A 25380-nucleotide genomic window follows, 5' to 3' on the forward strand; every position below is an offset into this window, starting at 1 on the left:
TAAATGGGAACATTAAACATTGTACTTCATGAGCCGGAGATTCCGGCAAATACAGGAAATATCGGACGTACCTGTGTTGCCACAGGCACCAGGCTTCATCTGATCGAGCCTCTTGGCTTTTCTTTAAGTGAGAAAGCCTTGAAGCGTGCCGGAATGGATTACTGGAAAGATCTGGATGTGACTACCTATCTGGATTATGAGGACTTCCTTGAGCGGAATCCAGGGGCCAAGATCTATTATGCGACAACAAAGGCGCCGCAGACATACGCAGATGTAAAATACGAGGATGATTGCTTCATCATGTTTGGAAAAGAGAGTGCCGGTATTCCAGAGGAAATATTAAGGGATAACCAGGAAACCTGTGTCCGGATTCCTATGTTCGGGGAGACCAGATCCTTGAACCTGAGTAATTCTGTGGCGATTATCCTTTATGAAGCTTTCCGTCAGCATGATTTTGCACACCTGAAGCTGGAAGGGCATCTGCGTAAATATGACTGGAAATAAAATATTGATAATCATCAAAGACTGGCAAGCATAAAGATCGTAATTAAGAATATCTGTAACATTAAAAGACCTGCGCATAATAGAAACTTTCTTCTTAGAAGATTTCTGCTATGCGGCAGGTCTTATTTGCTATGAAAGTCCTGTGCGGCAGCCATGAATCCAGCATGCTTGCATGTTGGATTCATGGATATCGCACAGGCTAGACTGTATGAGTAAGTAGGGCGATAGCCCGGATTACGAATACAGTCGGTGATTGCGGGAGCGCCAAGGGCGCGGAGCAATCAACTTTCATTTATGGTGATGTCTGCGACAGCAGACATGTCCGTTTAGTTACGAATTATGTACAAGCCAGGTAAAAAAGCAGAAAGTCTTTTTCAAATACGTTCTAGTTTCCCTGCTTTTTTTAAAGTAAAAATAAATTCTGTCCCAACACCTTCCGTGCTGATCACATTAATATTCTGATCGTGGGCGTTGATGATCTCTTTCACAATGGAAAGCCCAAGCCCGGTACCTTTCCGGTCTTTTCCGCGGGAAGGATCTGTTTTGTAAAAACGGTCCCATACCTTGGAAAGGCTTTCTTTGGGGATTCCGATTCCGTGATCTTTTACAGAAACGAACACTTTTCCATTCTTTACGGATGTTTCAATATTGATGGAAGAATTATCGTTACTGAATTTGATTGCATTGTCCAATAAATTGTATAGTACCTGCTGAATCTGTTCCATATCTGCTTCCACGTAAAGCTCTTTTCCAAAAAGAAGAAGCTCCAGATCGATATTTTTCTTAGAGCAGGTACCTTCGAAAGTATTCGCAGTATTTTTGATCACATCATTAATATCAAAACGGCGGATGTTCATCATCCGTTTCTTTTCATCCAGATCATTGAGAACCAGAAGACTGCGTGTCAGCTTCTCCAGACGGTCTGCTTCATGGGAAATAATATTCAGGTATTTATCCTGCATTTCCGGTGGAATGGTGCCATCCAGGATTGCCTCCACATAACCCTTGATGGAGGTAAGGGGAGAGCGGAAATCATGGGACACGTTGGCAATAAAGGTGCGCTGGTATTCCCCGTTCTGGTTGATCTTATCTGCCATATAATTCAAAGTGTTGGCAAGATAACCCATTTCATCCTCGGATTTTACCGGAATACGGTAAGTCAGATCTCCGTTGGCATATTCAGATGCCCCTTTGATGATCTGCTGCAGGGGAAGATGAATCCATAACTGATAGCATATGATAAGCAGCCCACACAGCAGGTATACCACAAGGAAAACCATCTGAAGGATTCCAAGAAGTCCGCTTCGTTTCTGATAAAGCTGCTGCATATCATAATGAAAAGTGACATAACCAATGGCTGCACTGGAAGATTCCACTGGAACAGCTATGTTTAAGTGAAGACCGGAAAAATAACCATAAAAGCTGCTGATGATATACTGGCGGTTTTTCCAAAGCTCTGGGTCAAATCCTGAAATCTGATATTCCGTATAGGCCTTAGCAGCACCATCTGTAACCGGTTGGGCTGAGAAAGAATCGGTAATGTCAGAGGATTGAACCAGGATATTGGAATTTTTATCCAGAACCAGGATGTCTATCCCTTCACCTGAAGCAAGAAGATCCGTGATCTTTTGCAGTCCTTTTATGTCCCTGTCTGTTATCTGCTGTATGGTGGTTTCTTCAGAAGCAAATTTTTCTGCGCTTTCATATAATCTGCTTCCTACTTCGTCTTCCAGATAATTTTCCACAGAGTGGGAGCCGCCGGCTGTAGCAAAGAGAAAGCTGAGGATTCCGATGAGAATATAACAGCCGATCAGTTTACTGTGAACTGTTTTTCTCATTCGCTTTTTACCTCAAATTTGTAACCGATTCCCCAGACGGTAGAAATGGACCAGCTTGGATGATCCTTGATCTTTTCACGGAGACGTTTGATGTGGACGTCTACGGTTCTGGTATCACCAATGTACTCATATCCCCAGATATGATCCAGAAGCTGCTCCCTGGTAAATACCTGGTTTGGGGAAGAGGCAAGGAAATAAAGCAGTTCCAGTTCCTTAGGCGGCATGTCTACCTGTTTTCCCATATAAGTAACCGAATAATTGGTAAGATTTACGGTAAGATCCGGGTATGTGGCACATTTCTCATCGTTTACAACGGCAGTCTGTTTCGGCTTAAAACGGCGGAGTACTGCGCGTACACGGGCAACAAGTTCTTTGGAGTCAAAAGGCTTGATAATATAATCATCTGCCCCAAGCTCCAGGCCAAGAACCTTGTCGAAGGTTTCTCCCTTGGCAGAGAGCATGATGATGGGCACATCGGAAGTATGGCGGATCTCCCGGCATACCTGATAACCGTCTATGCCTGGAAGCATCAGATCCAGAAGAATCAGGTTCGGACGGAAGGTCTGGAACTCCTTCAGTGCCAGTTCACCGTCGTTCACGATCCGGGTTTCAAAACACTCTTTTGTAAGATACAGAGAAATCAGCTCTGCAATATTATTGTCATCATCTACAATCAGGATTTTCTGTTTAGCGACCATAGTTTCTCCTTCATAACAAAGATATCATTTAATTTGCTCTGGACAATTATTTCTTAAATTCTACAATGGTAACGCCGGCATCACCCTCGCCAAATTCAGCAAGGTGGAAATCTGCCACATGCTTCTGGCGGCGGAGATAGTTATGCACACCTTTGCGGAGTGCGCCTGTTCCTTTTCCATGGACGATACGCACGCTTCTTAAGTGAGCCAGATAAGCGTCGTCCAGGTATTTATCCAGCTCTGCAACTGCCTCATCCACAGTTTTTCCAAGAAGATTGATCTCAGTGGAAACGCTGGAAGATTTGGACATGCGGATCTTGCCTGCCCCGGTGCGGGAAAGTCCCGGTGACTTGATCACTGGCTCGTCGATCAGCTCAAGATCGGAAATATGGACCTTGGAGCGGATAATTCCCATCTGGACAAAAAGGAAGCCCTTGGAATCCGGATGGCTGCTGACAGTTCCCTTCAGATTCATGCTCAGCACCTGGACGGCATCGCCAAGAGAAAGATCTTTGGCTGTCAGCTCTTTCTTTGGTTTCTTTACAGGTGTGTTCATAGACATACCTTTTTCTGCCTTGTTCATACGGTTTCTGAGATTCTGGCGTTCTTTTTCTATGGCAGCAGTATCCACATGGTCCTTCTGGAATTTGTGGAACATTTTCATGGTCCGGTCTGCATATTCCTTTGTATCCGCAAGGATTTTGCGGGCCTCTTCATTGGCTTCGCGGAGAATCCGCTCTTTGCGCTCATCCAGTTTCTCCTGCTTGGATTCCAGCTCCTGTTTCAGAGAGGCGATTTCGGCTTTGTAGCGCTCGACCTCCTGCCGTTCATTTTCGATGATTACACGGCTGTTTTCCAAAGAGGCAAGTACGTCCTCAAAGGATTCGTCCTTCTGGCTGATCTGCTCTTTGGCACGTTCGATGATAAAATCAGGAAGGCCAAGCTTGGAGGAGATGGCAAATGCGTTACTTTTTCCCGGAACACCGATCAGCAGGCGGTAAGTAGGACGCAGGGTCTCCACATTGAATTCACAGCAGGCATTTTCCACACCATCGGTAGAGAGGGCGTAAACCTTCAGCTCACTGTAGTGGGTAGTTGCCATGGTACGAATTCCCTGTTCATGCAGGAAGGATAAAATGGAGATGGCAAGTGCAGCACCTTCGGTGGGGTCCGTACCTGCTCCCAGCTCATCGAAAAGTACCAGGGAGTCCTGGTCTGCTTTCTTAAGGAAAGATACCACATTGGTCATATGGGAGGAAAAGGTACTTAAGGACTGCTCAATACTCTGTTCGTCACCGATATCGGCATAAACCTCATGAAAAACGGAAAGCTCAGAGCGGTCCAGTGCAGGAATATGAAGTCCTGCCTGTCCCATCAGGGTGAGAAGTCCTACTGTTTTCAGGGAAACGGTTTTACCACCTGTGTTAGGTCCTGTGACAACCAGAAGATCGAAATCTTCTCCCAGACGGATATCGATTGGAACAGCCTTTTTTCTGGAAATCAGTGGATGCCGTGCCTGTTTCAGGTGAATGCGCTTCTCTGTATTAAAAATTGGTTCTGTAGCGTTCATATCCAGGGCAAGAGAAGCTCTTGCAAAAATGAAATCCAGCTGGATCATAATGTCAAGGTCTGCACGGATGGCATCGACATTCTGGGCGGTCTGCTCGCTTAAGGTGGCGAGAACTGCCTCGATCTCTTTCTGTTCCTGCAGCTCAAGCTCGCGGATATCGTTATTCAGCTTCACGATGGCGAGAGGTTCGATAAATAAGGTGGAACCTGTGGAGGACTGGTCATGGATCATACCAGGAACCTGTCCTTTGTATTCTGCTTTGACTGGGATACAGTAGCGTCCGTTACGCATGGTGATAACGGAATCCTGCAGATAATTGCGGGCGCTTCCATTTACCAGGGAAGCCAGCTGTGTGTGAATGCGGTCATTGGCAACCTTCATACTGCGGCGCACATGCATAAGCCCGGCACTGGCATCGTCGCTGATCTCATCCTGGGAAAGAATACAGCGGCGGATCTCGGAAGAGAGAAGAGTCAGCGGCTCCAGACTCTCAAACATGCCATCCAGGGAATCTTCCCGTGCATCCCCACGCTCATTCCGGGAGTATGCTTTTACCCGGTTGGTATTTTCCAGAAGTCCGGCAATGGCAAGAAGCTCGGAAATTCCCAGGGAGCTCCCAATCTCCAGACGCTTCAGGGAGCCGCGCACATCCTTTACACTTCCAAAAGAGATATTCCCCTTCTGGAAAAGCCGGGTGAGGGCATCCTTTGTCTGGGTCTGCATATGGCGGATCTCATAAATATCTTCCGATGGCAGAAGGTGCCTGCACAGGTCTTTTCCCATCTGGGAAGAGGCTTTTTCTGTCAGCTGGTCGATAATTTTATAATATTCAAGTGATTTTAAAGCTTTCTGATTCATAGTGTCTCCTGAACTATTTCGTAATTTATTATGAAAGTCCTGTGCGGCAGCCATAAATCCAGCATGCTTGCATGTTGGATTTATGGATATCGCACAGGCTAGACAACATAATTTGTTAAATTACAAATCTGTAAACAATATTTACTGCACCCCTTATTGTACATGATTTACAGGAACTTGAAAAGGAAAAAGTGGGGCAATATTCATAAAATGTTCATAAATATTTGCTATGATATAAAAGATTTGGATTCTTTAAGCAAACAAGTTACATCCATTTTTAGAAAGGGAAGGAATATATGCGTTTTTTAAACGAGTTACACGAAGGTGACCGTATCAGCGGCATTTATCTGTGCAAGCAGAAGCAGCCGGCTGTGACGAAGAACGGAAAGCCTTATGAAAATATTATTCTCCAGGATAAGACTGGAGTGATGGACGGCAAGATCTGGGATCCCAATTCCCTTGGAATCGATGATTTTGACGCACTGGATTATATTGAAGTCATGGGAGATGTGACCAGCTTCGCAGGAGCCATGCAGCTGAATATCAAGCGTGTGCGCAAAGCGGGAGAGGGTGAGTACAATCCGGCAGATTATCTTCCGGTAAGTGAGAATAGCACAGATGATATGTATACCCAGCTTGTAGCTATGATCGGTACGGTTAAGAACACTTATCTGAACACACTTCTGAAGAAATTATTTGTAGAGGATAAGGAGTTTCTGAAAGCCTTTGAAGAGCATTCCGCAGCGAAGACGGTACATCACGGATTCGTCGGAGGGCTGATGGAACATACTTTAAGTGTTACAAAGCTCTGCGATTATATGGCTGGCGCTTATCCGGTGATCAAGCGTGACATGCTGATCACAGCAGCGCTTCTCCATGATGTGGGCAAGACGAGAGAGCTTTCCTCTTTCCCATTGAATGATTATACAGATGAGGGGCAGCTTCTGGGACACATTGTGATCGGTGCGCAGATGATCCATGATCTGGCGAAGGAGATCCCGGATTTCCCACAGGATCTGGAGAACCAGCTGGTACATTGTATTCTGGCGCATCACGGCGAGTTGGAATATGGTTCTCCGAAGAAGCCGGCCATGGTAGAGGCAGTTGCCCTGAATCTGGCAGATAATACAGATGCTCGTATGGAGACTCTTACAGAGATTTTCGCAGCTGATAAGAGTAAGAAAGACTGGCTTGGATTTAACAGATTGTTTGAATCAAACTTAAGAAAGACAGGAGAATGGTAATCTTTATGGAATATCGTAAGAATGATATTGTTACGTTAGAGATTGAAGATTGCGGAATTGACGGTGAAGGTATCGGAAAGGCTGATGGCTTCACCGTTTTTGTCAAAGATGCTGTGATCGGAGACACAGTTCGCGCAAAGATCATGAAAGCGAAGAAAAATTACGGTTATGGAAGACTGGAGGAGATCATAACTCCATCTCCTGACCGTGTACAGCCAAGGTGCCAGTTTGCAAGACAATGTGGTGGCTGTCAGCTGCAGGCTCTTTCTTATGAGAAGCAGCTGGAATTTAAAACTGCCAAGGTACGGGGACATCTGGAGCGGATCGGCGGATTTACCAATCTTCCCATGGAAGAAATCCTGGGAATGGAGCAGCCATTTCATTACAGAAATAAGGCGCAGTTTCCTGTTGGCAGATCAAAGGATGGCAGGATCATTACCGGATTTTATGCTGGCCGCACGCATAGTATCATCGAGAATCGTGACTGCGCGCTTGGAGTCGCACAGAACAAAGAGGTTCTGGATCGTGTGATCGCCCATATGGAGAAGTATCATATCCAGCCTTATGACGAAAACACGGGCAAAGGACTGGTGCGTCATGTACTGATCCGTTACGGTTTTTTTACCGATGAGATGATGGTCTGTCTGATCATCAATGGGGAGAAAATTCCGGGCGAAGAAGCTCTTGTGAGATCTCTTCGGGAGATTCCCCAGACAGTCAGCGTAATGGTAAATATAAATAAGAAACGGAATAATGTGATCCTTGGGGAAAAGGTACGTCTGCTCTGGGGACAGCCTTATATTACAGATAAGATCGGGGAGATTTCCTATCAGATCTCACCATTGTCCTTTTTCCAGGTGAATCCATACCAGACAGGGCGGCTTTATGCAAAGGCTCTGGAATATGCAGGACTCTCCGGGGATGAGACTGTATGGGATCTGTATTGTGGAATCGGAACCATTTCCCTGTTCCTGGCGCAGAAAGCGAAGATGGTCAGAGGCGTGGAAATCATTCCGGCAGCTATTGAGAATGCCAGAGAGAACGCACGGCTGAACGGGTTTGACAATACAGAATTTTTCGTCGGAAAAGCGGAAGAAGTACTCCCAGAGCAGTATGCCCGCACTGGGGAGCGTGCAGATGTGATCGTAGTAGATCCGCCGCGAAAGGGCTGTGATGAGACTCTGCTGGCTACGATTATTGAAATGCAACCGGAGCGTGTGGTCTATGTAAGCTGTGACAGTGCCACACTGGCAAGAGATCTGAAGTACCTTTGTGAGAGAGGCTACGAATTGAAGCAAGTCTGCCCGGTTGATATGTTCCCGAATACGGTTTCGGTAGAGACTGTGGCGAAGCTTGAAAAGAAGAAAGGAGCCAAAGCGCAGTGAAAAAAATATTAAAAAGCAATTTTGCAATTGCTATATATGCGCTTTTTACCAGTCTTTTTTTCACTTTTACAGTGAAATCAGGTTCGATTATATTCTGGAATGGAAAAAGAAAGGCTGTTATCGGTCTCGGAGTTTTCCTGGTATCCTGTGTATTTTATTATCTGGTTGTTCATAGAATTGAGGCCAGATATAAGACGGGATTTTTTCTCCTGATGTTTATAGTATGTGGTTTCTTTTCCTTTGCTTCGGTGATGGGAGTGTTTTATGCTTCTGGAGAAAGAAATGGAGCCAGAATTGATTTTGGAGATGTTTTCGGAGGAGGATGTGGTTCAGTCCTGAAATTTGCCATTGTATTTGTCGGAGGTGTGATATTTTTTTATCTGCTGGCAGCCTGCCTCGGAGTCCTTAGAGCCTATCTGCAAAACCATTCCAGGTGGAAAGAAACCTTCAAGCGCATGGATTCTTTTATGATGGAAAAAAACAGTTTCCTGAAAAATGGTATTTTTATAGCTGCTTTTTGGATACCGCAGTTTGCAGTCCGCTATCCGGGGGTTACAGTTGTGGACAGTATTACCTGTCTATACCAGTATTATGGAATGGCTTCCTATACCACACAGCATCCGATTATTTATACGCAGCTTCTGGGAAGATTTGCTGACCTTGGAAGCAGAATGGGCAGTGTAAGTGCCGGACTATTTTTATTGATCCTGCTGCAGGGGGGAGTACTATTGCTGGTACTTTCCTATCTGCTTGACACCCTGAAGAAATTCGGGGCACCAGGATGGCTGAGATGGATTTCTCTTGTACTGTTTGCCGTTGCACCGGTTTATGCAGGATATGCTACTGTATTTCTTATAGATATATTCTACTGTGCATTTATACTTCTTCTGGTCATTGAGCTGATCTGGTATTTATTTGAGCAAGAGCATTACATAAGCAGCTGGAAGCATCCGGTTTTGACAATGCTTGCAGTTCTGGGGATGTTTTTCCGACATAATGGAATTTATGTGGTGACCGTTACTGTCCTTTTTATAGGACTAAGAGAAGCTTACCTGCTGATCAGAAGAAAGCAGAAAATCCAGGTAACTGCATTGATCCTTGCAGTTTTACTGATCCCACTTTGTGCTGGTAAGGTAAATGAGTCTGTACTGTACAAAAAGTATAACGTTTCCCATACTTCCGCCAGAGCAATGCTGGCCGTTCCTCTTCAGCAGATCGGCAGGTATATGCTGAATAACAGCGAAGACCTTACGGAAGAGGAAATTCAGGATATACAGGCGGTTATGTCTTATACTCCTTTGGAATACGGGGAAAAGTACCGCCCCTATAATATGGATGGTGTGAAATGGGGATTTAAGAATGATGCTTCCAAAGAAGATATGCAGCAGTTCTGGAAAGCCTGGTTTCGTCTTTTGAAAAAGCATCCTGGGACCTTTATAGGGGCAACACTGAACCAGAATTATTGTCTGTTCAGCCCTTTGGCAGATAATATAAAATATTATGACAGTACAAAGGAGAAGCTGGCCGAAATTGATGCTGTGGATTTTTCAGAAGTATATGAAAAAATAAATTCTGAAGGAATTTTGAAAAAGCTTTTACGTGTTTATTATAAAAAGTTTTCAGATATTCCATTGGTCGGATTTTATGTAAATCAGGGAATCATGGACTTTTTGCTGCTTGCGATATGTATCTACAGCCTGTTTGACAAAAATGGAAAGCTTTTGCTGGCAGCACTGCCGATGCTTCTGACACTGGCAGTTACTTTTGTAGGACCGGCAGCTATGGGACACCCAAGATATACATTTCCGATTATTTATTCCATGCCACTGTTAGTTGGAATTTTCCTGAATGGCAAGGATTCAGGAAAAAACAGTGTTCCACAATAGAACGAACGTAATCCATTTCACTTGCTTTATTAAAGCAGTGAAATGGATTTCTTCAGCCACTCAATCATCATTTCTTCACGCATAATTGCTCCCATGAGTACCAGATAGTCTCCGAATTCGTCGGATGCGCTATCTGGTACCTGGGAGAATTTTTTTTGGTTATTTTGCAGATGATTCAGACGGGCAGTGTGTCTGTGTACCTGTTCCTCCAGCATGAATTTCCGTTCCTCGGGAGAAAGACAGCTGCAGAAAAAAATCTTCAGCCGGGAGATATCTTTGGGAGTGGGCTGGGCTGGGGTTTCTGAGGAAAGCCAGGCCATGAAATCTTTCTGCCCTTCCGGGGTGATATGGTACAGCTTTTTTTCCAGACCATTATCAGAGGATTCCTGTCTGTAGGTGATGCTGCCTTCTTCTGTAAGCTTCTTTAATTCCGGGTAGATCTGGCTGTGTTTGGCAGACCAGAATTCGCATAAGGTGGATTCGAACTGCTTCATCAGATCGTATCCGGTCATTTCTTTTTGATTCAAAAGGCCAAGAATGGCGTATTTTAATGTTCTCATATAAATTCTCTTTCGTAATGATAGATTTCTGTGATCTGACAGTTACTATCATATCATATTAAAAAAAATTTCCAACCTTTTCCTATGCATTTTTTAACACGTTTTACTATGAAAGTCCTGTGCAGCAGCCATGAATCCAGCATGCTTGCATGTTGGATTTATGGATATTGCACAGGCTAGACTGTATGAGTAAGTAGGGCGATAGCCCGGATTACGAATACAGTCGGCGATTGCGGGAGCGCCATAGGCGCGGAGCAATCGACTTTCATTTACGCGAGCAACGAGCCAAAGTTCGTGCTTGCACGAAACCTTGGCGACTGCCGCGATAATCATAAGAAACTCGCAATGCGTGTTTCTTATGATTTATGGTGATGTCTGCGTACGCAGACATGTCCGTTTAGTATCTAAAAACAGTCAGTGAAATACATTTTGTAAGCAGTGCCTAAAAAAGACGTGAAAATATTGTTAAAAATTACATGTAACAATTTATATGTCTATATTTACATATGAAAAAAGATGTGATAATATAAACAAGCATTGACAAAATAATAACAAACAGAGAAAAGGAGAGACAAGATGAACTTAACCAGAAAACGGTGGAGAACATTGATCGCATGTTGTTTTATCAATTTATGCCTGGGGTCCATTTATGTATGGAGTGTATTCGCAGCTTCCATGGCTGAGTTCTTAAGTGCCAGAAATGGCGTAGCCTTAACGACAGCTGATCTTGCAATCGTCTATACCATTGCCAATTCAGTTGGACCGATCACAATGATCACAGGTGGATACTTTAATGATAAATTTGGACCGAAGAAGGTAATCCTTACAGGCGGAATCATGGTCGGTGTGGGAATGATCGCTTCCGGATTTGCAACAAGTGTAGGAACACTGGTGGTTACCTATGGCCTGATCTTCGGATTAGGACTTGGCATGACTTATGGAACAGCAGTCAGCACCTGTATGAAATTCTTCCCGGACAAGAGAGGTCTGATCGGCGGAATCACCACTGCAATTTACGGCCTTGGTTCTGTAATCCTGCCGCCGATCGTAACGGAGATTGTATCTGTTACAGATGCACCGGCAGCTTTTAAAATTGTAGGAGCAGCGTTCCTTATTATTATCTGCGGATGTTCTTTCTTTATGGAACAGTGTCCGGCAGATTTTATTCCAGAGGGATGGACACCTCCGGCAGCAGCATCTAATGGTGTGGAAAATAAAAACTGGAAGGAAATGATAAAAACACCAGTGTTTTATGTAATGCTTCTGTTATTTACCTGCGGGGCATTCAGTGGAATGATGGTTATTTCACAGGCGTCAGCAGTTGCTACCAATATGGTAGGAATGACCGCACTTATGGCAAGTACCGCTGTTTCTGTTCTTGCCGTGTTCAATGCAGCTGGACGTATTCTTGCGGGACTGTTATCTGACAGAATCGGAAGAATCAGCACCTTGTCTGTGGCAAGCGTGCTGGGCATTATCGGGCTTCTGCTTCTGTATATGACTGGAGAGGGTGGCTATACAACATTTTATATGGGAATCGCAGGGGTTGGTTTAAGCTTTGGATCCTTCATGGGCGTATATCCGGGATTTACAGCTGACCAGTTTGGACCAAAGAATAATAGTGTAAACTATGGAATCATGTTCATTGGCCTGGCAGCAGCCGGTTACTTTGGGCCTTCTGCGATGAGACATATCTATATGGCAGAGGGGACTTACCATGGGGCGTTTTTAGTGGCATGTGCCTTTGGAATTGCTGGATTTGTACTTACCTTTGTGTACCGCTTTTTGGCAAAGAAGAAAGCGTAAAGTTGCTAATGTAACTATACAAGTAAAATTATTGTAACTGTTCAGAGCCAACCTCCAAAATGCGACCCATTTCGTCGGTGTGGCGTATCCGCCAAATGGATTTATGTGCAAAAGTGTTCATTCATGCAAGCATGATTCACACTTTTGTACATAAATCCGCTTGGCTCTGAACAGTTACCAATTATTATAGAAAGGGATTTCACTATGGAAAGAAAATATCCACATTTATGTCAGCCTATCACATTAGGCAATGTAACCTTCCGTAACCGCATGTTCGCCTCCCCCATCGGAGCAACGGATATTGACAAAGACTGTGTTCCGGGAAATCGAACACAGGCTTTTTATGAGCTTCGCGCAAAAGGCGGTGCAGCTGCTGTAACCATGAGTGAGCTTGTAGTACATCCCGAGACAGATGGTTCCCACATGCTTCACCTGGATCTTGCAACAGTTGGTTCTCTTGCTGCCTTTACTTTTACAGCAGATGCCATCAAGAGACATGGTGCAGTTCCAAGTGTAGAATTTTCTCACTCCGGACAGTATGCCGGAACCTACATGGCAGACAAGAATAAAAAGCAGGGGCTTACACAGTATGGTCCAAGTGATGGAGTAAGACCAGATGGGATGAAAGTGACGGCTCTGACAAAAGAGCAGATTGCTGATATTGTAAAGCGTTACGGAGAGACAGCAATCCTTGCGAAGCGCGCAGGCTTTGAGATGATCATGATCCATGGCGGACATACCTGGCTTCTGAACCAGTTTATTTCCCCATACTTTAATCATAGAACAGATGAATATGGTGGAAGCTTTGAAAACAGAATGCGTTTTACCATTGAGGTACTTAAGGAAGTCCGCAATGCAGTAGGTCCTGTGTTCCCAATCGAGTTCAGAATGAGTGGTTCCGAGCTGTTTGAGGGTGGTTATGACCTGGATGAGGGTGTAAGGATTGCCCAGGCAGTAGAGCCATATGTGGATCTGATCCATGTATCTGCCGGTTCTTATCAGTTCGGATTTTTCAGAACCCATCCGTCCATGTTTGCTGAGCATGGTGTGAACGTTTATCTTGCAGAGGAAATTAAGAAGCATGTAAGTAAGCCTGTAGCGACCATCGGTGCATTAAATGATCCGGCGCAGATGGAAGAAATCATTGCTTCTGGAAAAGCTGATGTGGTTTACATGGGACGTGCTCTTCTGGCAGATCCATACCTTCCACAGAAAGTGGTTTCCGGAAATGATGATAAGATCGTGAAATGTCTCCGCTGCTTTGCATGTATGGCAGAAAGACCTACCACACAGACTAGAAGATGTACAGTTAATCCGCTGATCGGAAGAGAAATCGAAGGTACGGAGGTGCTTCCGGCAGCTGTGAAGAAAAAAGTCCTGGTTGTTGGCGGCGGTGTAGCCGGCTTAAAGGCAGCAGTGACAGCAGCGCTTCGTGGACATAAGGTTATACTTTGTGAAAAGAGCGACAAAGTAGGGGGAATCCTGAAATGTGAGCAGGCAATTGATTTCAAACAGGAAATGTATCAGCTTGGACTTTCCCTGGAAGCCCAGGCAAAAGAGGCTGGTGTTGAGATCCGCTGCAATACTGAGGTAACACCGGAGTATGCCGAAGCACAGAAGGCTGACGTGATGATTCTGGCTGTTGGCTCCAATCCAATCGTTCCATCTCTTAAAGGCATGGATGGTGACAATGTAGTTGTGGTGAACAACTATTATCTGGAAAAAGAAAAGGTTGGCGATTCGGTTGTAGTACTTGGCGGTGGTCTTGCTGGATGTGAGGCGGCCATCCATCTGGCACAGGAGGGCAAAAAAGTGCACCTGGTTGAGATGAGACCGCAGCTTGCTCCAGATGCAAACATCCGTCATCGTCCGATCCTAATGCAGATGATCGACAAATATGTGGAAGCACATACACAGTATCAGGGAATGGAAGTCACGGCAGATGGTGTGATCTGTAAGGATGCAGATGGAAAGGAAGTTCTGGTTCCTGGAAAATCTGTGATCTGTGCAGTTGGACAGAGAGCAAACAGGAGTGTTGTGGATCAGCTTCGTGATTGTGCGCCGGTAGTTCGTGAAATCGGGGACTGCGTCCGTCCAAGTAATATTACAAATGCGATTTATATGGGATATCACGCTGGGTTAGATGCGTAAAAAGTGTTGGGCACTCTGTTTTGGGCAGAGTGCCTTTTGCTATTTTGTGTGTTAAAAGTCCTTCAGGAGAGACGCATTCGGACAATGGAGATTGCTCACTCGCTGGCGCAACGCTACAATGAACTAATCGCTAACTACGACTAATGCGTTCGGGAGAGCCCTCACGCATAAGTCTTCGTAAGCGCTGGATTTCATCTACGCTAAGAACGCGCCTGAAATGGCTCGCTAGAGCAATCTCCATTGCCCGAACGCTGTGTACTGGCTAGAACTGGTATATAGGAACTTTTTATCTGGAGGGGGCTTTGTGCGTTGGTTTCCCTATAATTTGTTGGCAACGATAGTTTTTGAATTTTCCCCTTGCCTGTATCCAGCGGTCTGGCAATGTATATTCACGTAGCCGTGCATTTCAGGAGCGGTTTTAGTGGAGGCGAGATCCATGACTTACGGAGACTTAGGCGCGAAGGCTCTCCTGAGCGTCTTAGTCGTAGTTAGTCATTAGCTTGCCGGAACGTTGCTCCGCACGGCGGTGAATATACATTGTCAGACCGCGTACGGGAAACCAATAATTAGCACATTAAATAGCAATTTAACGTACCCCGCCAGCTGTCGTATAATAAAAACAGAACTAAAAAAGTTTTGAAACTTAAAAACCAACATAAAAAAGAGAGGATAACCAGCCGGATAAAATATGAGAAAAATTCTGAAAAAAGTAAAAGAAACCCGTCTATATGGCGGCCTGGAAAAAGAGCAGTACCGGGCAATTGCTCCGGAAATAGACGAGGCCAACAGAAAAAGCATCATAATCCTGTCTCTGGCCTGCATGGCGATTCTGACTGTACGTCTGAGCCTTCAGTATTCAGAAGTACCACATACAAATAAAGTGGTATTCATTCTAGCAATCATACTGTTCGGCTGTATGGCAGCTGCAAACGCCCTGCTGAAAAAAAGCCGCCTGATCGTACACTGTTCAGCTTATTTATACATAGCATTTTATCTCTGGGTAGGCATTCTTTCCTCCATCGGGGAAGGCAGCATCCATGAGAGAACCACCTTATACCTGGTATTCCTGATGTCTGCACCTTTACTTTATGCCTTGAATGCAGTAGAACTGGCAGCAGCAATTGCTCAGGCAGAGATCGCTTATCTGATCCTTATTGGCAAATATCAGTCAGCCTATCCGGTATATGCCACTAATAAAGGCAATTCCATGTTTTTTTCTATCATTGGGCTTGGACTTGGAATTTATATGGCGAACATGAAATTTACAGGTATTTACAATGTTCATATGAATGCGCGAATGGAAGAAATTCAGGCACTGAACCAGGAACTGGAACAGAACAGGAAGGAACTGTAGATTGCTCTTGCCTCTGCGGAACATGCAAACCGTGCCAAAACTACGTTCTTGAATAACATGTCCCATGATATCCGTACCCCTATGAATGCAATCATCGGATTTACTTCTCTTGCCGCGACTCATATAGATAATAAAGAGCAGGTAAAAGACTACCTGGGAAAAATTATGACCTCCAGTCAGCACCTTTTGTCCCTGATCAATGACGTGCTGGATATGAGCCGTATTGAAAGCGGAAAAGTCAAAATTGAGAAAAAATCATTATTTCTGCCTGATGTGATACATGATATCCGGACAATCATACAGGCAGGAGTAAATGCGAAACAGCTGGAGCTTTTTATTGATACGGAAGATGTATATAATGAAACGATTGTGGGAGACAGCCTCCGCCTTCACCAGATTTTGTTAAATATTCTGGGAAATGCCATCAAATTTACACCTGCGGGTGGATTTATCAGTCTTCGTGTTGTGGAAAAGCAGACTGCACTGGAGGGCTAGGCAGATTATGAATTCCAAGTAAAAGACAGTGGAATTGGTATGAGTAAGGAATTCCAGGAGCATATTTTTTGAAGCATTTACAAGGGAAAATACGGCTACGGTAAGCGGCCTTCAGGGAACCGGCCTTGGAATGGCAATCACAAAAAATATAGTGGATATGATGGGCGGAACCATTCAGGTAAACAGTGAAGAAGGCAAAGGAACAGAGTTTATTGTTTCCCTTAGGTTTGGGCTGGATGGAAAAGCAGTCCGCTATGAGAAGATTCCGCAGCTTCAGGGAATGCGTGCCCTGGTGGCAGATGATGACACAGATGCCTGCCGCAGCGTGAGTAAGATGCTCCGTGAGATTGGTCTGCGGCCGGAATGGACGATTTCCGGTAAAGAAGCTGTTATCCGTGCCCAGGATGCCATGGAAATGGGAGATGAATTCGGAGTCTATATAATCGACTGGCTGATGCCGGATATGAATGGAATTGAGACAGTACGGAGAATCTGGCGCGTAGTGGGAGAAAAGAAGCCGATTATTATTCTTACGGCCTATGATTGGGCAGATATTGAGCAGGAAGCAAGAGAAGCCGGGGTTACGGCATTTTGTTCCAAGCCATTGTTCCTGTCAGAATTCCGAGATATTTTATCACAACCATTTTATATGAAGAAAAAAACTATGGAGCCACAGTTCCTTCCAGACGAGAGCTTCCAGGGGAAAAAGATCCTGCTGGCGGAAGATAATGAACTGAATGCGGAAATCGCAAAAGCAATTCTTGGAGTTCATGGATTTGTGATTGATCTGGCAAGAGATGGTACGGAAGCTGTTGACAAAATGGAAAAGCAGGAAGGCTGTGAATATGATCTGATCCTGATGGATATTCAGATGCCAGGCATGAATGGTTATGAAGCTACCAGAAGAATAAGAAAATTAAAGAATCCTGCAAAGGCAAATATTCCGATCATAGCCATGACAGCGAATGCGTTTGAAGAAGACCGTCAAATGGCGTTGGATGCTGGGATGAACGGACATATTGCAAAGCCTATTGAGGTGCCGAAATTACTTGAAATTCTGAAAAAAGTATTAACAAGTTGAGAAATCATTGCGCCGGATGGGAAATCCCATTTATTTCGTGTCCTATGCTTGCATTTTGTTCTGTAGAAACGTAATAGATTCTTTTTTTGTATTATAATTTGTCAGTAAGGGATATTAATTAAATACAGTTCTCTTTAGAGAGTGTCTGAGAAATTTTAAGTAGGATATTGCAATGAAGACAATTGAAGAACTTTACAATGAAGTTATGGCAAGTGAGGAATTGAAGAAGGAATTTCTTACACTGAAACCAGAGGAAATCGAGAGCTTTGCCGAAAAACATGGCTGCAAGGCAACATTCGATGAGATTAAGGCATTCCTGACTGAGAAAAGTACCGCTTCAGGTGAGCTGTCTGATGATGAGCTGGAGCAGATTGCAGGTGGAAAGATGAAACCAGACGATGTATTAGGCTCTGTAATTACATTCGGAGCCTCTTGCCAGAAATGGTAAAAATGTGAAAACAAAACACTATTTAACAAAGGAAGACTGCTGCATAGAAAAGAAGTATTATTCGGTTCTGATCCATTTTGTACATAAATGGGAGGAGCGTTTTTTGGATGATGACAAGATCGAACAAAAACTTCTTTCGGGTTCTGCGAAATTCTATGCGGGGCTTCTTTTATTTGGAGAATACAGTGAGATTGCTGCCAACACATTGGATTATCTTTACACGCAGGAATTGATAAGAATAAACCCGATGCTCGGATGGAATACAGCACTTGCAACACAAGAGATAAAGAAAATGGCTGCAGGCTCCCTGCTTGAAAAGCTTGAGGGGAATCCGCAGCTGTTATTTGATGTATCACCACTATTAAGTGAGCGATTGGAAACTTGTACGAAGCAGTTTGAGGATGCGCTGCAGGAAATGCTCATTCGGATACGGAAAGACCGTCAGGAAATCCAGAATGCTTTCTTTAGCGGAAGTGATTTTGGAAAGATCATTAAATTTGACAGCAGTGGTGCAGACCGGCACCAGACTGGAAGATTTACTAGTATAATTATCACAGAGCATGGCAAATTTCTCTATAAACCGAGAAAAATGGAAGCAGATACGGTGCTTTTCCACCTTGTATCAGATTTGTTCCCAGATGTCTTTATCCTGACAAAGGCTTTGGACTTTGGTTCCTATGGCTATGCTGAATTCCTTGTGGATGAACCAGCCAGGACAAAGGAAGCTGCCGAAAAATTCTTTTACCGTCTCGGTGGGGCATGTGCGATTTTTCAAGCGTTTGGAAGTTGCGATTTTCATTGTGAAAATATTTTGGAAAAAGGTGAATTTCCAGCGATTGTTGATCTGGAGACCTTCCTTGGAATTCCAATTTTCTCCAATAAGGAAAATGTAGATTTGTTTCAAAGAGATCTTCAATATTCTATTTTTTATAGCTTCATTTTACCAAAAAGAAGTGAGGGATATGAACTGTCCCCTTTGCTGTACAAAGACAAAAATTCGATTCTGCCATTGATTGAAGGGAAAAGAGAGGATGTTCGAGGGTATTTACCTTGTTTTGATGCAGGATTTCAGGCAATTTATCATCGCTGTATGGAAAATAAACCTTATCTTTTAACGTATCTTGAACGCTTTTCCAATTGTTCTTTTCGTTGTCTTCTCAGAAATACAAATGACTATGCAAGAATGCTTCAGGGGCTGTATTCGGTGAAGCTTCTATTTTCAAAAGCCTGTTGTAAGGAACGAGTGGAAGCGCTTAGGACAGTACTTAGCTGTCTGGGACAGGAAATTGCGGATGAGGAACTGATCGCATTGCTTCGTGGAGATGTTCCGAATTTGGAAAAGGAGAATGGAGAAATGCTGCGGGTTGACAGATTGTATTTGCTACAATATATGATGATACTTCCAAATGAATGGCATAGCCCACTTGCTGATCACTATATGAAAATGGCAGATTCTGAATCAGGCAGGGCATTTCTTCTCAGTGATAATGATAGGCCCGTGGCATATGCAGTTCTGAATAAAGAAAATGCAGGGTGGGTTCTTAACTATATTGATACCGATAAAGAGAAAAGGAGAAAGAACTATGCTTCCTATCTGATTCGAAAGATTGTTCTTCAAATGGACCAATATGTGCGTGTGCATCTGGTTCACTCTCATCCTTATTATGATGCAGTAACCTCCTGCCTTGATAAGCTTGGGTTCATCGTGAATGACACAAGCAGTGTCTACGCTGTATCAGTGGGAGAAAGTATTTGGAGACATATGGATGAATTGCAGCTTCTGCGTATGAAGGAATTTCTGCTAAGAGACGGTTCAAAGTGTATTCCATTTTGTAAAATGGGCAGCGGCATAAGAGAACAGCTTATAAAGTCTTCCTCAAATCACTTTTCCAACTCTTTAAATCCAGAAGGCTTTTTGAAAAACAGTGTTGAAAATGTGGACCTGGAGATCAGTAATGTTTTGGTAAGGGATAAGGAACTTGAAGCATACACTCTGATTACGCGTCCAAGGGTGAATACGGTGTCAATAGAACAGATAGCAGAGGCGCAAAGCAAAATTGGAAGTGGAAGGATTGTTGCTCCTCTTTGTGCCTCGCTTGAGGCAATCCGAAATTGTCCTGAGATTACAATGATGAAAATGACCATAAGTGATCAAAACACAAGATCCTATCGCTTTGTGATGGAAATCCTGAAGGGTCAAAAAATGAATGTGACTAAAAACAGCAGCTATATCGTAACAGCAGCAATGCTGAAATGATGAGATTGTCAGCTTTACCACAAACCCGCTTGTCCTATCCCGAACAGTTTGGTACAATGTAATTATGTGAGCGCATTTTCGTATTTTTTTGCGTGTGACTAAACGAAAATGTTTGCTAACCCGTATGTCACAATAAATGAGAGGTAGAAAAAATGATTGAAAAGTATGAATTTAGAAATATATATCCAGAAGAGGCAGAGCAGGCGGTGGAAATCGAGCAGATCTGTTTTCCGCCAAATGAGGCTTGCTCTGCAAAGAATATGAGGGAGCGGACGATTCATGCATCAGATACGTTTCTGGTTGCAGTTGATAAAGAAACCGGGGAAATTGCCGGATTTTTAAATGGCGTTGCAACAAATGAAACCGTGTTCCGTGATGAGTTTTTTACAGATATTAGTCTTAATGATCCAGATGGTAAAAATATCATGCTTCTTGGACTGGATGTGTTGCCAGAGTATCGACACCAGGGACTGGCCCGCGAGATCATGAACCAGTACGTGAAAAGGGAACAGGCAAAGGGCCGTGAGTGCCTGTATCTGACCTGTCTGGAAACAAAAGTTGAGATGTATAAGAAAATGGGTTATACGGATGATGGAATCTCTGGCTCTGTGTGGGGTGGGGAAGAATGGCACGATATGAGTAGAAAGATAAAAGTATGATTTTACGTACATCGCGAAGCGTGTTGCTGCGAACGGAGTGAACAGTAACCATTTTTGCAAGTATGTATAAGGGGGGAAAAAATGATTCGGCTTCAGGATATCGCAGATCTGGCAGGAGTAAGCAGAACGACTGTATCCAACGTAATAAATGGCAATACAAAAAGGGTTTCCCAGGAAACAATTGACAAAATAACGGCAATTTTGAAGGAACAGAACTATGTGCCCCATATGGGATCTGTTATGCTCTCTGGGCATGGCTCCAGAATTATCGGTGTTGTGCTTGGATTTGCCAAGGCACATGGAATGCAGTCTCTCCAGGATTCTTTTGTTGGTGAGCTTGTAGGAACCATTCAGAAGGAAGCGGAAATGAAAGGCTATTATATTATGCTCATCGGCGGGGAAAATATCCAGAATGTGGTGGATATTGCGTCCAGATGGAACGTGGAAGGACTGATCATTCTTGGGTATAACGATGAACGGTATCGGAAATTGTCCAGGAAGCTGAATAAGAAAATGGTTCTCGTAGATGCTTATCCGGAAGGAGAATATTTCTTCCAAAATGTAGGTGTTGATGATTACTCTGGTGGATACCAGATTGGACGCTATCTTTATTCCTGCGGTTATGAAAAGGCGTTGTTTGTTGCAGAAACGGATATTGACAGCGATTACAGCCGATGGCTGGGGTTTAAGCAGGCGATGGAAAAAGATGGAAAATTCTGCAGCCGGACTCGTCTGCTCATTGTACCAGGTGAAAAGAAGCATCGTTTGCAGAAATACAAAGAGCTTCTTCCACATTTTTTGCAGGTAAAAGCAGTGGCATTTTCTTCGGATTATGCGGCAATTGAGGCGATGAATTTCTTTTTTGACCAGGGAATCAAGGTACCGGAGCAGATTTCTATTACCGGATACGATGATAGTATTTATGCCCAGATGGTCCGTCCTAAGTTGACTACTGTTCACCAGGATGTAGGTCTGAAAGCGCATCTGGCATTAGGCCGTCTGCTTCGAATGGTGGCAGGGGAACAGCTTAAGGAATTTAATGTAAAAAGTCCGGTTTATCTTGTAAAAAGAGATTCAGTAAAATGTAATTAGTGTAATTCAAATATTTTTGAAACATTATTTTGAAGCAGTCTGGCTGTAAAAAGGTCAGGCTGCTTTTGTGTAACAGAACTCTTTCTTATCTGGCAAGTGCATGAAAATTTTGTTAGTTGGAGAAACTTGTAGGATAGGCTGTGTTTTATGAAAAGGTTTCGTCATTTATAAATTATACAACCTGCACAAAATGAAAAATAAAAGTTTGGCAACAATTTAAGTTTCTCGCGAAACCTATTGATTTTACTGGAAAGCTGCGATATTATGAAGCCACCGAAGGGAAGCAGGACAGACGTGTCCGGGGAAGCTTTCACAAACAAAAGTGCTGCGCAGACTTCATTTAGAAAATGATGGAGGAAAGAATTATGAATAAGAAGCTTATATGCACATTAATGGTTGGTACACTGCTGGCTGGTACAGTTACCGGATGCGGCGGCGCCGCTGATGGAGATGCTTCCGCAAAAGACAGCTCCAAAGGAACAGAACTGGAACTGTTCTCCAGCAAGGCCGAGAATAAAGATATTCTTCAGAAACTGGTAGACAAATTCAATGAGACACATGAGAACGTGACAATCAAGATTACCGCTCCGGCAGATGCAGGAACTGTATTAAAGACCAGAATGGCAAAGAATGATATGCCAGATATTGTAGCAATGGGGGGCGATAATAATTACACAGAAGTGGAAAGTGCAGGAATGCTGGTGGATTTAAGTGATGAGGAATATATTTCCAACATCCAGGAGTCTTATCTTCAGATGGTATATGATGTAAATAAAGATAAAGAAGAGAAAGCATACGGTATTCCTTATGCAACAAATGCGTCCGGTGTTATCTACAATGTTGACAAATTTGAAAAGTATGGAATTGAGATTCCAAAAACATGGGATGAATTCATTGATGTGCTGGATAAATTGAAAAAAGAAGGCGAGCAGCCCCTTCTTATGACGTACAAAGATGCATGGACAAGTAACTGCCCGTGGAACAGTATTGCATCTGATCTTGCTCCGGAAGGCTTCAATGATGACCGTAAAGCAGGCAAGACGACATTCGTTGGAACTCATGAGGAAATTGCAGAAAAATATCTGAAGCTTCTTGATTATGCACAGGATGATTTTATGGGACTTAGCTATGATGATGGAAACAAAGCTTTTGCAAATGGAGAAGCGGCAATGATCATCAATGGAAACTGGGCAATCAACCAGTACAAAAACTCCAACGCAGATATCCATGTAAATATGTTTGCCTTTCCGGCTTCCAATGTTGAATCCCAGAATTATGTAACCTCTGGTGTGGATGTACTTCTCGGAGTATGCAAAGACAGTACCAATGAAGAACTGGCAAAAGAATTTGTTTCCTTTATGCTTGAACCGGAAAATGCTCAGATGTATATTGAAGATCAGTTCGCATTTTCTGCAGTAAAAGGCGTAGAACAGGAAGAGGAAACAGTAGCAGGTGTTAAAGAAGACATTGCAGCCGGAAAGGTGGCAAACTTCCCAGACCATTATTATCCCTCTGGATTTGATATGTCTGCACTTCTTACTGAAATGTGTCTGAATTATACAAATGGAATGGATAATGAAGAAAACATAAACCAGTTCCTTTCACAGAGTGATGAGAAATATGATATTGCAAATGTAGACTGATTTATGTGACAGACCGACCAGAAGATACAGGCAAAAGGGTAAGCTCATATAGGAGATGAAACCTTTTGCTTGTATGAAGTGAATGAAATGAGGGAGGAGCCCATGAAGAATAAAACACCACGGAAAAAAACTGTTGTCAACCGGGTTTACTATATTTATGTAGGAATTCTTGCAATTCTCTTTTTCATATTTCATACCATACCATTCTTAAAAGGTGTTATGTACAGCTTTACAGACTGGCGGGGATATGGAGAGTGGAATTTTGTAGGCCTTCGAAATTATATCCATATGTTTTCTGATGCAGATACAGGAAATGCATATTTGTTTACATTTAAATTTGCTGTGATTACAACAATTCTGGTAAACGTGATCAGTCTGATCCTGGCATGTGCATTAAATGCAAAAATCAAGTTTAAAAATACGATTAAAGCTTTTTATTTTCTTCCATATATGCTTGGAAGCCTGATCGTAGGTTTTATTTTTAACTATATTTTTGCAAATTTGATTCCACAGCTGGGAAAAACTCTTGGAATTAAAGCTTTAAGCGTGAATATTCTTGGAACTAATAATGCAATCTGGGGAATCATTGCTGTATCTTTGTGGATTGGATGCGCGTTTAACACTCTGATTTATATTGCAGGACTTCAGTCCATTGACACAGATGTGTATGAAGCGGCTGATCTGGATGGTGCAACCGGATTTAAAAGATTCAGTAAAATTACATTTCCACTTCTTGCTCCGTCTTTTACCATTAATATGGTGCTTTCAGCAAAGGGATATCTGATGGTTTACGATCAGATTATGGCTATGACGGATGGTGGTCCGGGAACAAGCACTACCTCCATTGCAGTATTGATCTATAAGAAAGGTTTTGGAGGCGGACAGTTTGCTTACCAGTCAGCCAATGCTGTAACGCTTTTCATCGTAGTGGTACTGATTTCTGTGTTCCAGCTGCGTGTACTTGAGAAGAGGGAGGAAAAATTAGGATGAAACAGAATACAGTAAAAGTAAAAGAACGTTATAACTGGCCTGTTACGATCCTTCTGATCATTGGGATTGTGTTGGTGATTCTCCTGCCTCTTTATATGGCTCTGATGATCGCAATCAAAGATCCTGCAGACATGAATAATATCCTGGCATGGCCAAAAAAAATCAGACTTCAGAACTTTGTGGATGCATGGGTAATGACAGATTTTCCGAGGAAATTTTTTAATACAGCTTTTATTACGGTAGTGAATCTGTTTTTTACATTGATTACCAATTCATTTGCAGCTTATGCGATCACAAGAAACCGTAAGAAGAGTAAATTCTTTTCTCTTATGTACTATTACTTTATCAGCGCCATGTTTATTCCATTTCAGGTAATTATGCTTCCATTGGTGGTACAGGCAAATACGTTCCATTTGGATAATATTTTTGGAATCACTTTCCTGTATGTTATTTTTGGTCTTCCAATGAATATCTTCCTTTATACAGGAGCGGTAAAGGCAATTCCGGAAGCTCTTGATGAAGCTGCAATGATTGATGGGGCAAATCCCATTCAGACTTTTTCCCGGATCATCTTCCCGGTTCTGAAGCCAACTACAGCTACAGTAGCGATTCTTTCCTTTATGTGGACCTGGAATGACTTTACCATGCCGCTGGTACTGTTAAGTGATGAGAGCCAGCAGACATTACAGCTTGCTCAGTATGTGTTTAAGAAACAGTTCTCTGTTGATTATAACCTGGCATTTGCATCTTATCTGCTTGTTCTGTTTCCGGTATTGATCGTGTATATTTTCTGTCAGAAGTGGATTATGAATGGTGTAGTTGCAGGAGCTGTGAAATAAAGAAAAAATCTGTAAAGGAAAA

Annotated in this window: 20 protein-coding genes; 16 read left to right on the forward strand and 4 right to left on the reverse strand. The window is 43.2% G+C overall.

Annotated elements, in window-relative coordinates:
• Positions 1 to 3: 3 nt before the first annotated feature.
• Complete coding sequence (locus ACTQWB_RS01340) at positions 4 to 504, forward strand: tRNA (cytidine(34)-2'-O)-methyltransferase (protein WP_441499997.1); 501 nt, start codon at positions 4 to 6, stop codon at positions 502 to 504.
• Positions 505 to 878: 374 nt separating this feature from the next.
• Here ACTQWB_RS01340 and ACTQWB_RS01345 read toward each other — a convergent pair whose 3' ends face one another.
• The 3 genes from ACTQWB_RS01345 to ACTQWB_RS01355 are packed head-to-tail and all read right to left on the reverse strand — an operon-like array spanning position 879 to position 5468.
• On the reverse strand, positions 879 to 2342 hold the full coding sequence (locus ACTQWB_RS01345; protein ID WP_441499998.1) for an ATP-binding protein: 1464 nt from the start codon (positions 2340 to 2342) through the stop codon (positions 879 to 881).
• A complete protein-coding gene (locus ACTQWB_RS01350; protein WP_441499999.1) occupies positions 2339 to 3040 on the reverse strand; it encodes a response regulator in 702 nt (233 codons plus the stop codon). Before ACTQWB_RS01350 ends, ACTQWB_RS01345 begins: the two co-directional genes overlap by 4 nt.
• 46 nt (positions 3041 to 3086) lie before the next feature.
• A complete protein-coding gene (locus ACTQWB_RS01355; protein WP_441500000.1) occupies positions 3087 to 5468 on the reverse strand; it encodes an endonuclease MutS2 in 2382 nt (793 codons plus the stop codon).
• 296 nt (positions 5469 to 5764) lie between these two features.
• Between ACTQWB_RS01355 and ACTQWB_RS01360 the strand changes: the two genes are divergently transcribed.
• The 3 genes from ACTQWB_RS01360 to ACTQWB_RS01370 are packed head-to-tail and all read left to right on the forward strand — an operon-like array spanning position 5765 to position 9983.
• Positions 5765 to 6712 (forward strand): 3'-5' exoribonuclease YhaM family protein, encoded by a 948-nt coding sequence (locus ACTQWB_RS01360; RefSeq protein WP_441500001.1) that lies wholly within the window; start codon positions 5765 to 5767, stop codon positions 6710 to 6712.
• Between the two features lie 5 nt (positions 6713 to 6717).
• A complete protein-coding gene (rlmD, locus tag ACTQWB_RS01365) occupies positions 6718 to 8097 on the forward strand; it encodes a 23S rRNA (uracil(1939)-C(5))-methyltransferase RlmD (RefSeq protein ID WP_441500002.1) in 1380 nt (459 codons plus the stop codon).
• A complete protein-coding gene (locus tag ACTQWB_RS01370; RefSeq protein WP_441500003.1) occupies positions 8094 to 9983 on the forward strand; it encodes a DUF6020 family protein in 1890 nt (629 codons plus the stop codon). The genes rlmD and ACTQWB_RS01370 overlap by 4 nt, the downstream gene beginning before the upstream one ends.
• A gap of 29 nt (positions 9984 to 10012) precedes the next feature.
• Here ACTQWB_RS01370 and ACTQWB_RS01375 read toward each other — a convergent pair whose 3' ends face one another.
• Positions 10013 to 10543 carry a PadR family transcriptional regulator gene (locus ACTQWB_RS01375; RefSeq protein ID WP_441500004.1) on the reverse strand — a complete coding sequence of 177 codons (531 nt, stop codon included), beginning with the start codon at positions 10541 to 10543 and terminating at the stop codon, positions 10013 to 10015.
• Positions 10544 to 11119: 576 nt separating this feature from the next.
• On the opposite strand from ACTQWB_RS01375, the gene ACTQWB_RS01380 reads away from it, so the two are divergent.
• The 12 genes from ACTQWB_RS01380 to ACTQWB_RS01435 all read left to right on the forward strand — a co-directional run bounded on the left by ACTQWB_RS01380 (position 11120) and on the right by ACTQWB_RS01435 (position 25358).
• Entirely contained in the window at positions 11120 to 12349 is a 1230-nt protein-coding gene (locus tag ACTQWB_RS01380; protein ID WP_441500005.1) for an L-lactate MFS transporter, read from the forward strand.
• Between the two features lie 204 nt (positions 12350 to 12553).
• On the forward strand, positions 12554 to 14500 hold the full coding sequence (locus ACTQWB_RS01385) for an oxidoreductase (protein WP_441500006.1): 1947 nt from the start codon (positions 12554 to 12556) through the stop codon (positions 14498 to 14500).
• Between the two features lie 688 nt (positions 14501 to 15188).
• The gene (locus tag ACTQWB_RS01390) at positions 15189 to 15854 is read left to right on the forward strand and encodes a hypothetical protein (protein WP_441500007.1); all 666 of its coding nucleotides are present in this window, start codon (positions 15189 to 15191) and stop codon (positions 15852 to 15854) included.
• 81 nt (positions 15855 to 15935) lie between these two features.
• Positions 15936 to 16349 (forward strand): sensor histidine kinase, encoded by a 414-nt coding sequence (locus tag ACTQWB_RS01395; RefSeq protein WP_441500008.1) that lies wholly within the window; start codon positions 15936 to 15938, stop codon positions 16347 to 16349.
• Between the two features lie 61 nt (positions 16350 to 16410).
• A complete protein-coding gene (locus ACTQWB_RS01400) occupies positions 16411 to 17430 on the forward strand; it encodes a response regulator (RefSeq protein WP_441500106.1) in 1020 nt (339 codons plus the stop codon).
• 172 nt (positions 17431 to 17602) lie between these two features.
• Complete coding sequence (locus ACTQWB_RS01405) at positions 17603 to 17878, forward strand: hypothetical protein (protein ID WP_441500009.1); 276 nt, start codon at positions 17603 to 17605, stop codon at positions 17876 to 17878.
• Positions 17879 to 17981: 103 nt separating this feature from the next.
• Complete coding sequence (locus ACTQWB_RS01410; RefSeq protein ID WP_441500010.1) at positions 17982 to 20135, forward strand: DUF4135 domain-containing protein; 2154 nt, start codon at positions 17982 to 17984, stop codon at positions 20133 to 20135.
• Between the two features lie 152 nt (positions 20136 to 20287).
• The gene (locus tag ACTQWB_RS01415; protein WP_441500011.1) at positions 20288 to 20794 is read left to right on the forward strand and encodes a GNAT family N-acetyltransferase; all 507 of its coding nucleotides are present in this window, start codon (positions 20288 to 20290) and stop codon (positions 20792 to 20794) included.
• An 81-nt stretch (positions 20795 to 20875) separates the two neighbouring features.
• Positions 20876 to 21886, forward strand: coding sequence for a LacI family DNA-binding transcriptional regulator (locus ACTQWB_RS01420; RefSeq protein ID WP_441500012.1), 1011 nt, complete (start codon positions 20876 to 20878; stop codon positions 21884 to 21886).
• Between the two features lie 365 nt (positions 21887 to 22251).
• Complete coding sequence (locus ACTQWB_RS01425) at positions 22252 to 23529, forward strand: ABC transporter substrate-binding protein (RefSeq protein ID WP_441500013.1); 1278 nt, start codon at positions 22252 to 22254, stop codon at positions 23527 to 23529.
• Between the two features lie 102 nt (positions 23530 to 23631).
• Positions 23632 to 24519 carry a carbohydrate ABC transporter permease gene (locus tag ACTQWB_RS01430; RefSeq protein WP_441500014.1) on the forward strand — a complete coding sequence of 296 codons (888 nt, stop codon included), beginning with the start codon at positions 23632 to 23634 and terminating at the stop codon, positions 24517 to 24519.
• Positions 24516 to 25358: a carbohydrate ABC transporter permease gene (locus ACTQWB_RS01435; protein WP_441500015.1), complete on the forward strand. Its 843-nt coding sequence runs from the start codon at positions 24516 to 24518 to the stop codon at positions 25356 to 25358. Before ACTQWB_RS01430 ends, ACTQWB_RS01435 begins: the two co-directional genes overlap by 4 nt.
• Positions 25359 to 25380: the final 22 nt, after the last annotated feature.

This window comes from Blautia sp. HCP3S3_H10_2 (assembly GCF_052122375.1).
Lineage (GTDB): Bacteria > Bacillota > Clostridia > Lachnospirales > Lachnospiraceae > Blautia_A.

Coding starts and splice junctions, on each gene's coding strand:
- ACTQWB_RS01350 (WP_441499999.1), bottom strand. CDS start 3,040: ATGGTCGCTAAACAGAAAATCCTGATTGTAGATGATGACAATAATATT.
- ACTQWB_RS01380 (WP_441500005.1), top strand. CDS start 11,120: ATGAACTTAACCAGAAAACGGTGGAGAACATTGATCGCATGTTGTTTT.
- rlmD (WP_441500002.1), top strand. CDS start 6,718: ATGGAATATCGTAAGAATGATATTGTTACGTTAGAGATTGAAGATTGC.
- ACTQWB_RS01355 (WP_441500000.1), bottom strand. CDS start 5,468: ATGAATCAGAAAGCTTTAAAATCACTTGAATATTATAAAATTATCGAC.
- ACTQWB_RS01425 (WP_441500013.1), top strand. CDS start 22,252: ATGAATAAGAAGCTTATATGCACATTAATGGTTGGTACACTGCTGGCT.
- ACTQWB_RS01405 (WP_441500009.1), top strand. CDS start 17,603: ATGAAGACAATTGAAGAACTTTACAATGAAGTTATGGCAAGTGAGGAA.
- ACTQWB_RS01345 (WP_441499998.1), bottom strand. CDS start 2,342: ATGAGAAAAACAGTTCACAGTAAACTGATCGGCTGTTATATTCTCATC.
- ACTQWB_RS01375 (WP_441500004.1), bottom strand. CDS start 10,543: ATGAGAACATTAAAATACGCCATTCTTGGCCTTTTGAATCAAAAAGAA.
- ACTQWB_RS01395 (WP_441500008.1), top strand. CDS start 15,936: ATGAATGCAATCATCGGATTTACTTCTCTTGCCGCGACTCATATAGAT.
- ACTQWB_RS01340 (WP_441499997.1), top strand. CDS start 4: ATGGGAACATTAAACATTGTACTTCATGAGCCGGAGATTCCGGCAAAT.
- ACTQWB_RS01385 (WP_441500006.1), top strand. CDS start 12,554: ATGGAAAGAAAATATCCACATTTATGTCAGCCTATCACATTAGGCAAT.
- ACTQWB_RS01360 (WP_441500001.1), top strand. CDS start 5,765: ATGCGTTTTTTAAACGAGTTACACGAAGGTGACCGTATCAGCGGCATT.
- ACTQWB_RS01430 (WP_441500014.1), top strand. CDS start 23,632: ATGAAGAATAAAACACCACGGAAAAAAACTGTTGTCAACCGGGTTTAC.
- ACTQWB_RS01420 (WP_441500012.1), top strand. CDS start 20,876: ATGATTCGGCTTCAGGATATCGCAGATCTGGCAGGAGTAAGCAGAACG.
- ACTQWB_RS01390 (WP_441500007.1), top strand. CDS start 15,189: ATGAGAAAAATTCTGAAAAAAGTAAAAGAAACCCGTCTATATGGCGGC.
- ACTQWB_RS01435 (WP_441500015.1), top strand. CDS start 24,516: ATGAAACAGAATACAGTAAAAGTAAAAGAACGTTATAACTGGCCTGTT.
- ACTQWB_RS01415 (WP_441500011.1), top strand. CDS start 20,288: ATGATTGAAAAGTATGAATTTAGAAATATATATCCAGAAGAGGCAGAG.